Below are 15,949 nucleotides of genomic sequence, written 5' to 3' on the forward strand. Positions count from 1 at the left end.
TCGGGCAAACAGTTGCCCCAATTTTTTCAAAAAACTATAAGAAAATGATACCACCAATAAAGAGCGATGTAAAACAAACATTTTTCAAATTATAAAAATAAAGCCGGAGGGCATGCCCTCCGGCTCGTCTGCCATTATTTACCCTGCTCCGGAAGCTTGAAGGAGGACTTAAGTCCTACGATACGGTTATATACCGGATGTTCAGGAGTTGAATCCTTGCTGTCCACACAGAAGAAACCGTTGCGGACAAACTGGAAGCTGTCATAAGGCTTAACCTTCATAAGCTCCGGCTCAACCATGCAGTTTGTTACTGTTGTAAGTGAGTTAGGATTGAAGTTAAGGGTTCCGTCATCGTTCAGCTTACCCTTCTCCTCATCGATAAGCTGCTCATAAAGACGTGCTGTCACCTGACCTGCGGTAGGAGCATTTACCCAATGGATAGTTCCCTTTACCTTACGGCCTTCGAAACCTGAACCTGACTTTGTGGCAGGATCATAGGTACAATGTACAACTGTAACATTACCCTCGGCATCAGTCTCATAGGACTCAGCCTTAACGAAATATGCAGACATGAGGCGAACCTCGTTTCCTACATAAAGTCTCTTATACTTCTTTGGAGGCTCGATCATGAAATCATCACGCTCGATGTAAAGTTCTCTTGAGAATGGCACCTGACGGGAACCAAGAGCTTCATTCTCGAGGTTATATGGTACCTCAAGCATTTCTTCCTGTCCCTCAGGATAGTTGTCGATCACAAGCTTGATAGGATCGATGACTGCCATCATTCGCTTAGCTTTAAGCTTCAGATCCTCTCTGATGCAATACTCAAGAAGTGAATAGTCAGAGCTTGAATTTGCCTTTGAGATACCGGAAAGCTCAACGAACATACGGATGGACTCAGGTGTGTAACCGCGTCTTCTGAGAGCTGCGATGGTCACAAGACGAGGATCATCCCAGCCGTCAACCACGCCATCCTCAACCAGCTTCTTTATATATCTCTTACCTGTTACAACATTGGTGAGATAAAGCTTTGCGAACTCGATCTGTCTCGGAGGATTCTCAAAGTCACAATGCTTAACTACCCAGTCATAAAGAGGTCTGTGATCCTCAAACTCCAGAGTACAGATGGAATGAGTGATTCCCTCACAGGCATCCTCGATAGGATGAGCAAAATCGTACATAGGGTAGATGCACCACTTATCACCTGTATTGTGATGATGCATGTGGGCAACACGATAGATGATCGGATCTCTCATATTGAGGTTAGGTGATGCCATATCGATCTTTGCACGAAGTGTGAGGGTTCCGTCCTCATACTTTCCATCTTTCATATCCTGGAACAGCTTGAGGTTCTCTTCCACACTTCTGTTTCTGTTTGGTGATTCCTTACCCGGTGTAGTGAAATCTCCGCGGTACTCTGTGATCTGCTCTGCTGTAAGATCATCCACAAATGCAAGTCCCTTCTTGATAAGAAGTACTGCCTTGTCATACATAACATCAAAGTAATCGGAAGCAAAGAATACTCTGTTCTCAAAATCTGCTCCCAGCCAGCGAACATCTCTCTCGATGGCCTCAACAAACTCTGTTTTCTCCTTCATAGGATTTGTATCATCAAAGCGAAGATTGAACTTTCCACCGTATTCCTTTGCAAGTCCTGAATTAAGGATTATGGACTTTGCATGTCCTATATGAAGATATCCGTTTGGTTCCGGCGGGAATCTGGTCTGTACATGATCATATACTCCCTCCGCGAGATCCTTGTCGATCTCACGCTCTATAAAGTTCTTTGACTCCTGTGGCTTCTCCACAAGCTCGCCTTTCTCGTTTCTGATTTCTTCAGACATAAATGTTCTCCTCTGTAAATGCTGATTTTTTGCCGTTTCAATCCACCATAGGGATGTCAGTCAATCCGGCTTCTTATAACATTTGCAGTTAATATGGCGCAAATGTTTATCTTTCTGTTTTTATGAATAAAGCCAGATGGCTGAAATCAGACTCTCAGCCAATCTGGCATCTTATCAAAACCCTTTGGATTTTACAACTTTCCCGGTTTATACGCAATAATCTGCGTAGTTTTTTATTGCATAAGTTCGGTATCTCTCATAGAAATGCCCGGAGCCTATGACTTTTTCTTGTTTTTCAGCCTTTCGCTGCTCATTCTGTTGAATCCAACCCGGTGCATCTCATTAAGATCTTTTACCTCAGAGTATCTTACTATACCTACGGACGGGTGAAGAGTACAGTTATAGCCATTAACATTATTAATATCCATGATAAGCTTACGTATCTTGTTAGCAACTTTCTCTATATCCCCAGGTTTTCCCGACTGAGTAAATGCCAAAAAATCATCTCCGGAATATCTGACAAGTGTTGCACTGGTGCCAAAGGAAGCTGCCAGTTTCTTTCCTACAGCATAAAGTATCTCATCTCCGAAGGCATGTCCGTACTGACTTATAAGATCCTGGTAGTTATCTATGGAGAAATATAATTCGGCGAAATCAACGCCTCTTCTGTCGTACTCATCCTTGTAGGAAGATACCGCCGCCATCATTCCCCTGGTATTGAGAAGTCCGGTAAGGTTATCAGTTTCCTGAATATCGAATTTGCTTACTCTGTCACGCTCTACCTCTGTAACATCCTCGAAATAGCCAATGAGACCAATGATACGTCCGTTGTCATATACCGGCATCTTTGATGCTCTGATATCTCTGATGCTGCCATGGGCGATACAACGTCCCGGTACCCTCAGAGTCACCGCTCCTTCTCTGAGAACACGATACTCATCTCTCTTATATGGCTCTGGAGCAACGTGCCATCCCATTTCCTCGTCAGTCTTTCCGATAAAATCAGACTGACTCCTAAAGCCATAATAATCCATGAACTTCTTATTGGCCCCCACGAATCTGCGCTGCTTATCCTTCCAGAACATGCCGAGTGAAGTATTGCGGTTAAGATTATCCCAAAGAAGTTCTTTGGTAAGCTCAGATCCAAGATTATTGCTGCTTCTCACGGCAGCCATATAATTCTGATAAGCTGACAATTCTGTTGATTTTATGTTGTCAGCATTTCTTATGAATACAAGGGCGTGATCCGAGGCCACCAGAACCGCCAGATATATCTTCCAGGTGTAATCCCCGCTAAGGGTTTTTGTCCTTATGTAAGCATTTATAAATCTGCTGTCTGTCTGCTTTATTCTTTGCTTGAGAGTACTCGTATCAAAGAAATTCAGATAGTTGTTCCTGTCCGCTTCATAAACATAGTTTTCAGCAAATTGTTTAGTCAGTTTTTCAATGTTTCCGCTTTCAAAATCTCTTTTTTCCGAATCCCTCAGATACAGTACTTCAAGGAAATTCTTATCAAGATCCAGCATTGAAACACTGTTGTATATACCATACAAATGCTTCAGACTGGCATCCAGCTTCTCAAGCTTTACCTTCTTGCCATCCTTGTTGCTGTTAGTGAGGCTGAAGAGTATCGCACATCTGTCAAAATTGCGGGCCACCACCCGGGCCTCGAAATAACAATAGTAACCGTTTATGGTGAAATCCGAGTAGCAGGAACCTAATTCTGTTGTTTCTTCTATTGCTTTCCTGAGCTTCCGTTTATCGGAATCTCCGGAAATATCGTTTAAATCATCATCCTCATACCCTATCACCTTCAGAGTCTTCAAGTACTCGGCGTTACGGTAAAGATACCTGAAAGAATTTCCGTCATACTCCACCATCGCATAGGGAATAACACTTTCGTAGGCTGATTCCACAGGCATATCTGTATTTCCGGCGGGATTTACCCTGGTAAGGGAAGCCGGGCTCAGGATGTTGATGCTTCCAACTTCATCAAAGTACTTTACCTCATCGGGATGCTCTATCTCAATTCCCTTAAGGGAAAGCTCTTTCATACAGTCTTCCACAGGAAGAGGCTTGCAGAAAAGAAAACCCTGAATCATCTCACAGCCAATGCTTCCTAAAAATCTTGACTGCTCCTCAGTCTCCACTCCTTCAGCTATGGTAAGGATACCTATCTCCTTAGCCATGTCCACAACAGATGCCACTATACGGCACGCTTTAGGACTGAAATCCCTGAGGAATTTCATGTCTATCTTTATCTCATCAATTTCAAAATCCTTAAAAATATTTAATGAGGAGTATCCTCCTCCAAAGTCATCCATGCAGATCTGATAACCTGCATTTCTGAACCGGTCAAGCTTCTCCTTTATCTTTTCCGTATCCTGATTGAAAGCATCTTCATTTAGCTCGATAATGACAAACTCTCTGGATATTTCATATTTTTTTACAGAAGCTTCCACAACTTCAAAAATATCGCACAGCTCAAAATCCTTCCTCGATAAATTCACTGAGAAAGGAACTATCTTCTTACCTTCATTGATCCTGTTTCTGAACTGTCTGCAGGACTCCTCTATCACATAACCGTCAAGCTTATAAATAAGTCCATGCTCTTCCAGAACATATATAAAATCCCCAGGCATAATCAAACCATGTTCAGGATCCTGCCATCTGGAAAGTGCTTCAAATCTGCTCACCTTTCGGCTTATCCCTCTTATGAGCGGCTGAAAAAACACCTTTATCCATCCCTTGGATATGGCATCATCTATGCATTCGACGATATATTTTTCAAGATCAAAATTACCCATACTACACCCTACGCGCGCTTACATGAAGTCATCTATCTATAACCAGAAAAAAATAGTTAAAACAACATTATCCGAACTTAATCTATTATTCTGATTATAATCATTTGCCCATTACAAAGTCAACGAAACCAACATGAAACTAAGGAAAAACCATAATTAAATGTAAAAAATCCGCGGAACTTTATCGCTCCACGGATCTTTATTGAATCACTGATTATTTATTTACGAGATCTATCATGACATCGGGAAGTATACCGTCATTTCCGGCCCACATTTCTTCGATCTGTGACTCATCTACAGGTGAAGTTCCGATACCGCACTCTATGGTAACAGAAGGTATGTCAAGCTTCTGAACTGCCCAGTCCTTGAATCCTGCTGCGTCCTTTTCCGCCCAGGTATTGGAAATCCTGTAACCTGTATTCCGGTTTACGATAGAAGCAAGATTGTAACCTTCGTTTTTATAGTTTCCGGTCTCTCCGAAATACCAGTAGATAACCTTTCCCTGTGTGTGGTAGCTGATGGTTCTGTCCGGCATCAGACTGCGGGTGAGGTCTGCAAGCACCTTGGTCTCGATCTCACACTCAGGTGCTGTTCCCTTATAGTTCATGGATGACGGATGGTCTACCTTGGATGGAGTCTCCTCCCAGTTTGCATCGAAATTACGGTTAAGGTTTACACCGTTAAGGTTGTTCTTCCAGGTTCTCAGATACTGTTCCATATCGGATGCGTTGTCCATTCCTGCGATGGTCATGACTGACATTCTGGCATCTTCTGAATTGAGGGCTTCCAGTCCGCCCTGAACCAGGGTAATTCCGTCAGGATCCACCATTGGCACAAAATGAATACAGGTGTTGTTCAGAAGATCCGGAATTGAGCAGCCTTTGTAAACTGTTCCGGCCTGCTGCATCTCAAGAAGTGACGCTATCTGTCTCATGACAACCTGACAAACTATATACTCTCTTGCATGGATTCCGGCATGAACCAGAATCTTGTGTTTAGCCAGAGGATTACCAACCACAACATGGTAAAGATTACGGCTATCTGCTGTGGCGGCAAGGACGTCCATCTGCATATTGGGATATTGAGCCTTAAGTACTGTAAGATCATCAACCATATTCTGATAGGTGTAAGGCGCAATATTGTTAAAATGGTATCCTGATGGAAGTGGTAATGTCTCCTCCTGCACCTCAGCCGTCTGGTCTGCTGCAGTCTGGTCAGTTTGTGCTGTCTCTGCTGCTATACCGCCAACTGATGGTCCAAACTCTGAAGCTGCAGTCTGTTCTGTGCCTGTTCCTGCTACCGGACCGTTTGACTGTATTCCTGTTGTATCCGTTGAAGTATCATTTCCTGTCATAACCGCTATCGGACCCTCTTTTTCCGTTAAGGCATCCTGTGCTTCTGTGTTTGTAGTTGCTTCCTGCTGAGTTTCATTCCCGGATACAGCACTCTGATCTTCTGCATTATTCAATGCTTCCTGAGCAGTACCGTCTGCTTCAACTATAGCAGTGACATAGCTTTCTCCGCTTACAGTTTCTTCCGCATAACCATTTAAACACAAAATTGCACTGATTGCAGAAGCTGCAGCCATGGCAAATAGAAATTTTTTCATAAACACCCCTGATGATTTATTTCTTGTAGTATTATAATCATGCTACAGTATAGCCTACCTGAATTTGAGTGTGTACCTACGATTTTTTTAAGATTTTATCCTGACATGCCGAATAAAATATCACTATTTATACTTTTTCTTGATGTAATATCGTTTTTGATAAGTCATTTAGCGGCAACCTTCCGTGGATTTGCTGATTTTTACTCTCATAATATTTATCGCTATGTGAGCCTTGCAGTAAGCAGCATTACGGGACTGCTGCCTTTTTCTCTGACTGAGCTTTTGCTGTATGCATTGATTATTTTCGTTATATGGGATTTTGTGAAACAGCTGAGTAATTCTGTTAAGATTTTCATAAATAGTAAAGATAAAGCTTCAGTGTCGGTTTCAGAGAACAATGCTTCTGTCTTGAGAAAATCATTAAAGCCTATGGTTCTTTTCGCCCGGCACATCTTTTTTACTGCTTCTATTCTTTTTATTCTTTATGTGTTTAACTGCGGAATAAATTACAGACGGACCAGCTTCTCATCCGAAGCAGGGATTACCGGCTATGACAGTCAGAGAAACATTCCCTCTGAAACTATGAATACAGGTGATACTTCAACTTCTCAAAATGATGAAGATTACGGCCTCGTGGAGCTTTGTACTTATCTTGTAGAAAACATTAATCTTACGGAAGAAAAGCTTCTGGAAAGTTCACAAATGTCGAATGACACCACATTAGCCTCAGGTTTATACAATGGGAACGAACATCCTGTAATATCTGGTTCTGAATCCCAAAACCGGGGTGATTACGGCTATGATCTGCCTCTGTCTCCTATAAAGCTGTATAACGGAGCTTATCTCGGGGAAACTTCTGCTTCTGAAAGAGCCTCTGTAACCTACCTTTGGGAAACAGGCAAACTTGGTCAGAAAGCAATGGAAAGTCTCGGAACACGTTTTTCACGACTTTCGGGACATTATCCTTTTCCGAAGCCCCTCATAAATTCCTGGATTCTAAGTATCCAACAAGTTACGGGAGTTTACTCACCTTTCACTATAGAAGCAAATTACAACCGGGATATCCCCTACTATGACATTCCCTTCACCATCTGTCATGAATTATCACATCTCAGAGGTTACATGCAGGAGGAGGAAGCCAACTTCATCGCAGTTCTCGCCACCGTCGGTTCCGAGGATCTTTACTTCAATTACTCGGGCTTCGTTTCTGCCTGGGTCTATGCCGGAAATGCCCTTGCCAAAACCGATCGTGAAAAATTTTCAGAGCTTTATATGAAGATAAATCCTTACACCCGTCAGGACATGATGTACAACAACGAATTCTGGAACCGATACGATACGAAAGTGGCCGAAGTGCATGAAGAGATTAATGATACATATCTTAAGTACAACGGCCAAACGCAAGGAGTTAAGAGCTACGGTCACGTGGTAGATCTCATGTTGACATACTTTTCGGAAAACAGAAGTCTGAAATAACCTTAATGTTCAAATCACGATTATTCAGAGCTTTCAGATCATCCTTCCAGAAAAACCAGGAATTTGAGAGCAATATCTTTCCTGTCGGAAACCACCGGCACTCCGAAAACCGGAACCGTGGCCGCAAAGAAGCCACCGTCAGATATGATTTTTGTGTCTGTTACGATTATTCCGACGGGAATGGGATCCTTCATCTTTTCGGGATCGGGAACTTCAAATTCTTCTCTGTCAACCACATCCGGCTTCCCCATAAGATCAGCCGCAAACTGCTCCATCTCATCGAGAGTTTCCTCTGAATCTCCGTCATTCTTGCCTGAGTCAATGTTTTCACCGGAAGTCTGATCACTGTCAACCTTATCTTTCTCTTCTGTTCTTCCGGATTCTGAGCTATAGGCATCAATTTCTCCTGCCTCGATACTCTTCATTTTTTCTTTGATATAGCCATCTATATAGTAGATTTTGTTTGCTTCCTCATATCTTCGGAACTCTTCTTCACTGAGCACTTCTCTCAGATCCGAGAAGGCACCACTCAGGGCATAATAAGTAAAAACTCCAGGATCGATAACCATGGCGTCAAGGTCATGAGATGCAAAAAGAGCTGTGATCTTGGCATTCTGGGCTATGGTGTACTGGCTGTTAACATTGGGATTGAAAGAGGCTGTTGTATCGATGACAACCTTCTCCTTTCCGCCATCTATTTCGGCATATTCCGCAAATCTCTTCTCCAGCTCATCGGCACCTATGGACATCTCCTGACCGGAACCATTGAGAAACATAGCGTAAAATCCCAGAGGTTTGTTGTTTATCAGAGTCTTCAGTACAGAAACCACCAGTATGATCACTACCAAGGTAACAATTATCGGAAACTTGTAATATTCAAATATGTACTCAGCCTTCTGCCCGAAAGTCATCCTGCTAAGCTTCTTCTTTTCATTTTTGATTTCATTCTTTAATTTTTCGTTCATATCTGTAAGCCTGTCTTTGATTTTTCTTCTATCATTCTGTATTCAAAGGTCTCCTCTCACTGTGATGAATCACTTTTTTTACATACTTATCAGCATCATCAGGGTAATTTCGTTTTCTCAGCGATAGGACTTTACCAGCTATACTATCAGAATGCCGGAAAAATATCCACTTTACCAATTACTGGTTTTGATATACATTGTAGGTGAAACTAAACAAATTTTTTTAGCAGAGTAGGCAATCGAGCGTACAGTGCCTTCCGAACGGGGAGTTTGTCGGAGGGACGAAGCCAATGCAAAGCACGGTCAGGGAATTCGTTTGAATATGAACCTTAAACTGACCGGGAAATATCCGAACAGGATAATGCATCGGCGCGGTTCGATGGTCGCATCCCGCTGCAGTGGAGTATAACCTCCTTTGTAGTCAGGGGCTGCAAAGGAGGTATTATTATGAAAAGATTCTCAACGAGAAATCTGGTAACCCTTTCAGTTCTTGTGGCTCTTCAAGTGATCCTGACAAGATTTTGTTCCTTTAATGCCTGGAACGTCAGAATAGGCCTTGGATTCACAGCACTTGTTATCGCCGGAATTTTCTACGGACCCGTTGCTGCGGCTCTTGTGGGCGGTTTAGGTGATTTCATCGGTGCGGTGGCATTTCCTACAGGCCCATACTTTCCCGGCTTCACCCTGACCCAGGTTCTTATGGGGGCTGTATTTGGGCTGATGCTCTATCAGAAGCACTCCTCGGAACCCTTATTTTCAAAAGCTTCTGATTCCGATGCTGCGTCCTTTTCTTTTAAAACAGGTTCAGCTTCGATGATCCTTCGTATTGCAGTGGCCGTTCTCATTAACCAATGTATACTTAGTCTCCTGCTGAACACCTTCTGGATTTCCTTTGTATACGGCTCAAGCTTCACCGGACTTCTGGCTACAAGAGCAATGCAGGCAGCTGTAACAGCTCCGATACAGATGATAATAATTTATGTTCTGAGCAGCGTACTGAAGCGTGCGGATATCAGAAATGTTCTGGCTGTCTGATACTCTCCCAATCCGGACTTGCAAAACACTCTCGAAGAACAATCTGTCCGGGGATATGTTTCTGTAAACCTCATGTATCACTAAAAAAACTTGCCCGTCATGGAGGATGATCACAATTCACAGCATCCTGCATGACGGGCTTTTCAGAGAAATAATTAAAGAATGAAAGGCAACTTGTATGGATTGGAATGAAGCAATAGCTCTTTTACATGGCGCAGACTGGAAACATGCGAAGATTGGTCTTGATCGTATGAAGGCCCTCATGAGCGCCCTGGGAAATCCTCAGAAAAAACTAAGATTCATACATATAGCAGGAACCAATGGAAAAGGATCCACCTGTTCCATGGTGAGGTCCATTCTTACGGAAGCCGGCTTTAAGACCGGATTATATATTTCCCCTCACCTCTTCAGTTTCAATGAACGTATCTCCGTAGACGGCACAGACATTTCAGATGATGACCTCCGTCGGATTTCCGGGAAGGTTAAAGCAGCCGTGAAAGATCTCAATGAAGAACCTACTGATTTTGAACTGATAACCGCCATGGCACTCTGCTACTTTTATGAAGAAGGCTGTGACTATGTAGTTTTGGAGGTTGGCATGGGCGGTCGTCTGGATGCCACCAATATCATCGATGCTCCGGAAGTGGCTGCTATCATGAGCATAGGGCTCGACCACACAGAGGTTCTGGGTGATACAGAAGAACTGATCGCCGCAGAGAAAGCCGGAATAATCAAATCCGGGGCTCCACTTGTTGTTCTGAACCAAAAGGGTTCTGTCCTTCAGGTCATCGCTGACAAATATATCGAGGTTAACGGAGCTAATGCCGAAGTTTCTGCTCTCATTCCTTTCCGGAAAGATTCTGAATACAGCCTGGAAAAGCCACTCTTACACTGTGACTTAACAGATAAAACTGAAAAGATGGTCAAGTCATACCCTGACCAGATCGTAAACCGTTTTTCAGGACGGGGTTATCTTACCGTCACAGATCCTGAGAAACTGATTGTTCACTCCTATTCTCTGAAAGGAGAAGTTTTCAGCTACAGATCAATAAAAAATATAGAATTACCTCTGCTTGGTTCTTACCAGATTGATAACGCCATGACCGCCATTGATATCATTTTGAGCCTGAAAAGCCGAGGCGCAGACATTGACGATGAAGCCATAAAACAGGGACTCCTTAATTCCCGGTGGCCGGGAAGGTTTGAACTTCTGTCCGGAGATCCGGTATTCATACTGGACGGAGCCCACAATCCAAACGGTGCAGAGGCCCTCGCGGAATCCATAAAAGTGTTTCTGCCGGATCAGAAGATAATCTTCGTCATGGGAGTTATGAAGGACAAGGATCATCTGGAAATGCTGAAAATCATTACTCCATTTGCAGACAGCTTCATAGCAGAACTTCCATACGATGGTCGAGGACTTGAACCTGAAGAACTGAAAAAAGAAATTTTTACTGTCTTTGAGGGACCGGTCTTCACTGCTCCTTCCATTAAAGATGCCATAGCCATGGCAGTAACCCGGGGAAAAGAATTGAATCTCCCGATAGTTTGCTTCGGTTCACTCTACCAGGCGGGAGAAGTCAGAAGATACTTTCTGCATTGAAACAGTTCTGTCCGGGATGAGGTAAACCGGAAGCACCTGACATCCATTTATAAGCTTTATGTACAAACGTGAATAATCATAACCCAACGACTTATAGTCTCAGCTTATATCCTCTACTAATCAGAATTTATTATGAAAACATATTCTTTTGTGGTTAAATATAAAGAAAGACTGTTTTGGGAAATTTTTTAAAATAGTCTCTGAGAAATTACTTTTTTCAGTTTATATTTCTTTTTCAGGAGGAATCCATGAGGATAATTGACATACTAAATAACGGCAAAACAACTTTATCTTTTGAGGTCTTCCCGCCAAAAAAAATAGAGAACTTTGACACTGTTCAGCAGGCTACTGAGGAAGTCGCAGCCCTTAATCCAAGCTTCATGTCCGTAACCTATGGTGCCGGTGGCGGAACATCGGAATTTACATTAAATATCGCAAAAACCATCCGGGATAAGCACGGAGTTGAGGTTCTCCCACATCTTACCTGTGTTTCCTCCACCAAAGAACATGTTCACAACATGCTTTCCAAATTCAAGGAATACGGCTTTGAAAATATCATGGCTCTGCGAGGTGATATCCCAAAGGACGGCACTCCTCACCATGATTATCACTATGCTTCGGAGCTCATCGCTGACATCAAGGCCCACGGAGATTTCTGTATCGGAGGTGCCTGCTATCCGGAAGGTCATGTGGAGTGCACCCACAAGGACGAAGACATTAAGAACCTGAAGAAAAAGGTGGATGCCGGCGTTGATTTCCTTACGACCCAGATGTTTTTTGATAATGCTGAGTTCTTCAACTTCCTATACAGACTCAGGGAGAATGACATCCGCGTGCCGGTGCTTGCGGGTATAATGCCTATTACCAATGCCAGGCAGCTGGGCAGGTCTGTTGCTCTCTCAGGAACTTCTGTTCCAACAAGGTTCAGAGAGATAGTCGACAAGTTCGGAGACCATCCGGAGGCCATGAAGCAGGCGGGAATCATTTACGCAACCGAGCAGATCATTGACCTCATAGCAAATGATGTAAAGCACATACATGTTTATTCCATGAACAAGCCGGATATCGCTGAAGCGATACAGAAGAATCTTTCGGAGATACTGAAGATCTGAAGTTATATCGACTACATCGGTTTTTCTCCATGATTTTGCAGAATGTGAATCTCTCTTCTGCCCTCCGGTGAGTGCATATCGGAACAAACATTGATTTACACACTGCGATTCAAATTTACCGTGCCGTCGCCCCGCGGGGTACGGCACTTTTAGTATTTTATGATAGAACTAAGACAAAAAGAAATATACCGTTTCCTGGGCTACCAAAAGATCACCCCGTCACCGGAGGTTGATGAGCGGATAAAGGAATGCGTTGAAAAAATGCAGAATGCTGCGGCTCCCCGATGCTTCTATAGAAGCTTTCAGGTTAAGCAGACTGCCCCTGATATCACAGAAATCGCGGGACTCAGCATTAAATCAAAGAATCTGTACAAAAACCTGGAAGGCTGCGATCATGCCTATATGTTTGCGGCAACTGTAGGCATCGGCATCGACATGCTCATAAAGCGAAGCGAACTGACAAGCCTCATGGAAGCCTCCATCTATCAGGCGGCCGGTGCGGAAATGGTGGAGTCCTTCGCCGATTCGGAAGTTAAAAAAATAAGAGAAACGGAGAATGCCTCCGGCTATACATTGAGGCCACGATTTTCTCCCGGTTACGGCGACCTGCCTCTTGCCCTGCAAAGCGATTTTGCAAAGATACTGGATATGCAGAAATGGTGCGGGATAACACTCACGGAAACCCTTCTTATGGTACCCAGTAAGTCCATCACAGCTTTTATTGGATGCGCGAAATCCTCCGACCTGCCGGAATCCGAATATCTTGCAAAAACCATCAATCCTTTGGAACTCTCTTCATGCACTCTGTGTAGTAAGGCGAAGGATTGTTTATACAAAAACAGCTCCAAAGGAGAACAAACGAAATGCGAAAAAACATATTAGACCGCCTGGGAAAAGAATGGATATTTTTTGACGGAGGCACCGGCTCCATCCTTCAGGAAAAGGGACTTCAGCCGGGAGAGCTTCCTGAAACCTGGAACCTTTTGCATCCAGAAGAGATCATTGACCTTCATCTCGGGTACCTGAATGCCGGCTCCCATATCTTCAACACCAACACCTTTGGTGCCAACAGGCTGAAATTTCAGGACAATCTTGATGAGATAGTTACTGCCGCCGTGAACCTTGCAAAAGAAGCAAGAAAAAGATCCGGACGTGAGGAGGATGCTTATATCGCCCTGGACATCGGTCCAACAGGAAAGCTGCTTAAGCCAATGGGGGATCTTTCCTTTGATGATGCGGTGGATATATTCGCCGAGGTTGTACGAATCGGAGCCCGTGAAGGCGCGGATCTGGTACTCATCGAGACCATGAACGATTCATATGAAGCTAAGGCTGCTGTCCTTGCGGCAAAGGAAAACTGTGACCTTCCGGTTTTCATAACCTGTGTTTTCGATGCGTCAGGAAAAATGCTTACTGGTGGCACTCCCGAGTCAGCCGTTGCCATGCTGGAGGGCCTGGGTGTTGATGCCTTGGGAACAAACTGCTCTCTCGGACCTGAACAAATGATTCCTATCGTGGAACGTCTGGTGAAGGCCGCCCACGTTCCGGTGCTGGTGAATCCCAATGCAGGTCTCCCGAAATCCGTGGATGGCCGGACTGTCTACGATGTGGATCCGGAGGCATTTGCAGGATTTATGAAGACCATAGCAGGCCTGGGCGCTGTTGGGCTCGGCGGCTGTTGCGGCACCACCCCCGCCCACATCAAAAAGGAAATTGAAGCCGTGACTTCTCTTCCATTCCGGGCTCCGAAGGCTGAGGCTCACACCGTTATCTCCTCCTTCTCTCAGGTGGTGGAGATCGGCGGAGGTGCAAAGCCTGTCATCATCGGCGAGCGCATCAATCCAACAGGAAAGAAGCGCTTCAAGCAGGCTCTAGTGGAGCATGACATCGATTACATCGTGGATCAGGGCTTACAGCAGGAGGATGCCGGAGCTCATGTTCTGGATGTTAATGTTGGTACTCCGGAAATCGACGAAACGGAACTTTTGGATGAAGTCCTCACCAGACTTCAAAGCGTGCTGGCACTGCCCCTTCAGATCGACACTTCAGATCCTGTAGCCATGGAGCGGGCACTGAGACATTATAACGGAAAGGCTCTTATCAATTCCGTAAACGGCAAAGAGGAGGTAATGCACAGCGTATTTCCGCTTGTGAAAAAGTACGGCGGAGTTATCGTGGGACTTGCCCTGGATGAAGGAGGAATCCCTGATACTTCAGATGGTCGTATCGCCATTGCGAAAAAGATTTACGATACCGCAGCATCCTACGGAATTCCTAAAGAAGATGTGGTTATCGACGGTCTCTGTATGACCATATCCAGTGATCCACGGAGTGCCCTTGTGACCCTTGAGACTATAAGACGGATCCGTGATGAGTTGGGTGGAAGTTCCATCCTGGGAGTTTCCAACATAAGCTTCGGACTTCCTGCGAGGGAGTTGGTGAATTCCTATTTCTTCGCCATGGCACTTCAGAACGGACTGTCCTGCGCAATCATTAACCCGAACAACCAGGCAATGATGCAGGCCTACAGAAGCTTCTGCGCTCTTACCGCTCAGGATGAAAACTTTCAGAATTTCATCGGGGCTTATCAGAATTACAAAACACCCGACAAGCGGGTTTCAGAGGCAGTGGATGCCTGCCGCTCCAGGGTTCTCAATGCACTTGGAATTTCAGCCGGAGACCTTAAGTCTTCCGGCAGTCCCCTAGGGGGTAATGCTTCCTTCGTGACATCAAACGGAGGTATTTCGGGAAATTCAGGTGGTTCAGGTGCAGGCCAAAACGGAGCATCCGGAAGCTCAGGTACAGTTACCGGAGGTGCGTCCGGTGCTTCATCCCAGGGCGGCTCCGGCAACGGTCAAGGCTATCACTCAAAACTCATGGAAGCCATCGAACGTGGAATGGCAAAACCTGCTGCCGCTGCAACAAAAGATGCTCTTTTAACAAGGTCTGCTCTCGATATCATCAATCAGGATTTAGTACCTGCCCTTGATATAGTCGGAAAAGGCTTTGAAAAGGGAACTCTCTTCCTGCCACAGCTTTTGATGGCGGCTGATGCCGCAAAGGCTGCCTTCACTGTAGTAAAAGAATCAATGTCCGACACACAGCAGGAATCAAAGGGAAAGGTTATCCTGGCTACCGTAAAGGGTGACATCCATGATATCGGAAAGAACATAGTGAAGGTTCTTTTGGAGAACTACGGTTACGATGTTATTGATCTCGGAAAGGACGTTCCGCCTGAAACCATTGTTGAAACCGCAATTCAGCAGGACGTAAAACTCGTTGGTCTCTCCGCCCTTATGACCACCACCGTCGTGAATATGGAGGAAACCATCAAACAGCTCCACGAAAAAAAGCCCGACTGCAAGATCGCAGTGGGCGGTGCCGTCATGACTCAGGACTACGCCGACAAGATCGGCGCCGACTGCTATGGCAGTGATGCCATGGCAACCGTAAGATATGCGGATGAGCTGTGCGAAAAAGGATTGCTGTAAATCGAGC

The 15,949-nt window shown here is 44.6% G+C and carries 10 protein-coding genes and 1 riboswitch; of the genes, 6 read left to right on the forward strand and 4 right to left on the reverse strand.

Annotated elements, in window-relative coordinates; translation table 11 throughout:
* Window positions 1-134 precede the first annotated feature (134 nt).
* The 3 genes from T357_RS0111060 to T357_RS0111070 all read right to left on the reverse strand — a co-directional run bounded on the left by T357_RS0111060 (window position 135) and on the right by T357_RS0111070 (window position 6,260).
* Entirely contained in the window at window positions 135-1,844 is a 1,710-nt protein-coding gene (locus T357_RS0111060; protein WP_031552390.1) for a glutamine--tRNA ligase/YqeY domain fusion protein, read from the reverse strand.
* A 275-nt stretch (window positions 1,845-2,119) separates the two neighbouring features.
* Window positions 2,120-4,651: an EAL domain-containing protein gene (locus T357_RS0111065; RefSeq protein ID WP_031552393.1), complete on the reverse strand. Its 2,532-nt coding sequence runs from the start codon at window positions 4,649-4,651 to the stop codon at window positions 2,120-2,122.
* 214 nt (window positions 4,652-4,865) lie between these two features.
* A complete protein-coding gene (locus T357_RS0111070; protein WP_049962388.1) occupies window positions 4,866-6,260 on the reverse strand; it encodes a M14 family zinc carboxypeptidase in 1,395 nt (464 codons plus the stop codon).
* A 156-nt stretch (window positions 6,261-6,416) separates the two neighbouring features.
* Here T357_RS0111070 and T357_RS19255 point away from each other — a divergent pair, with 156 nt between their 5' ends.
* Entirely contained in the window at window positions 6,417-7,736 is a 1,320-nt protein-coding gene (locus T357_RS19255; protein WP_197027334.1) for a DUF3810 domain-containing protein, read from the forward strand.
* A 38-nt stretch (window positions 7,737-7,774) separates the two neighbouring features.
* Here T357_RS19255 and T357_RS0111080 read toward each other — a convergent pair whose 3' ends face one another.
* A complete protein-coding gene (locus T357_RS0111080; RefSeq protein ID WP_031552402.1) occupies window positions 7,775-8,701 on the reverse strand; it encodes a hypothetical protein in 927 nt (308 codons plus the stop codon).
* A 225-nt stretch (window positions 8,702-8,926) separates the two neighbouring features.
* Window positions 8,927-9,099, forward strand: a riboswitch (THF riboswitch).
* 49 nt (window positions 9,100-9,148) lie between these two features.
* Here T357_RS0111080 and T357_RS0111085 point away from each other — a divergent pair.
* From T357_RS0111085 to T357_RS0111105, 5 genes are all read left to right on the forward strand, one after another.
* Entirely contained in the window at window positions 9,149-9,736 is a 588-nt protein-coding gene (locus T357_RS0111085; RefSeq protein ID WP_031552405.1) for a folate family ECF transporter S component, read from the forward strand.
* 178 nt (window positions 9,737-9,914) lie between these two features.
* A complete protein-coding gene (locus tag T357_RS19260) occupies window positions 9,915-11,339 on the forward strand; it encodes a bifunctional folylpolyglutamate synthase/dihydrofolate synthase (protein WP_044916782.1) in 1,425 nt (474 codons plus the stop codon).
* 248 nt (window positions 11,340-11,587) lie between these two features.
* Window positions 11,588-12,451 (forward strand): methylenetetrahydrofolate reductase [NAD(P)H], encoded by an 864-nt coding sequence (gene metF / locus T357_RS0111095; protein ID WP_031552411.1) that lies wholly within the window; start codon window positions 11,588-11,590, stop codon window positions 12,449-12,451.
* A gap of 159 nt (window positions 12,452-12,610) precedes the next feature.
* Complete coding sequence (locus T357_RS0111100) at window positions 12,611-13,333, forward strand: vitamin B12 dependent-methionine synthase activation domain-containing protein (protein ID WP_049962389.1); 723 nt, start codon at window positions 12,611-12,613, stop codon at window positions 13,331-13,333.
* Window positions 13,315-15,942 (forward strand): homocysteine S-methyltransferase family protein, encoded by a 2,628-nt coding sequence (locus T357_RS0111105; RefSeq protein ID WP_031552416.1) that lies wholly within the window; start codon window positions 13,315-13,317, stop codon window positions 15,940-15,942. The genes T357_RS0111100 and T357_RS0111105 overlap by 19 nt, the downstream gene beginning before the upstream one ends.
* Window positions 15,943-15,949: the final 7 nt, after the last annotated feature.

It is taken from the genome of Oribacterium sp. FC2011, from assembly GCF_000701645.1.
Classification (GTDB): domain Bacteria; phylum Bacillota; class Clostridia; order Lachnospirales; family Lachnospiraceae; genus Oribacterium.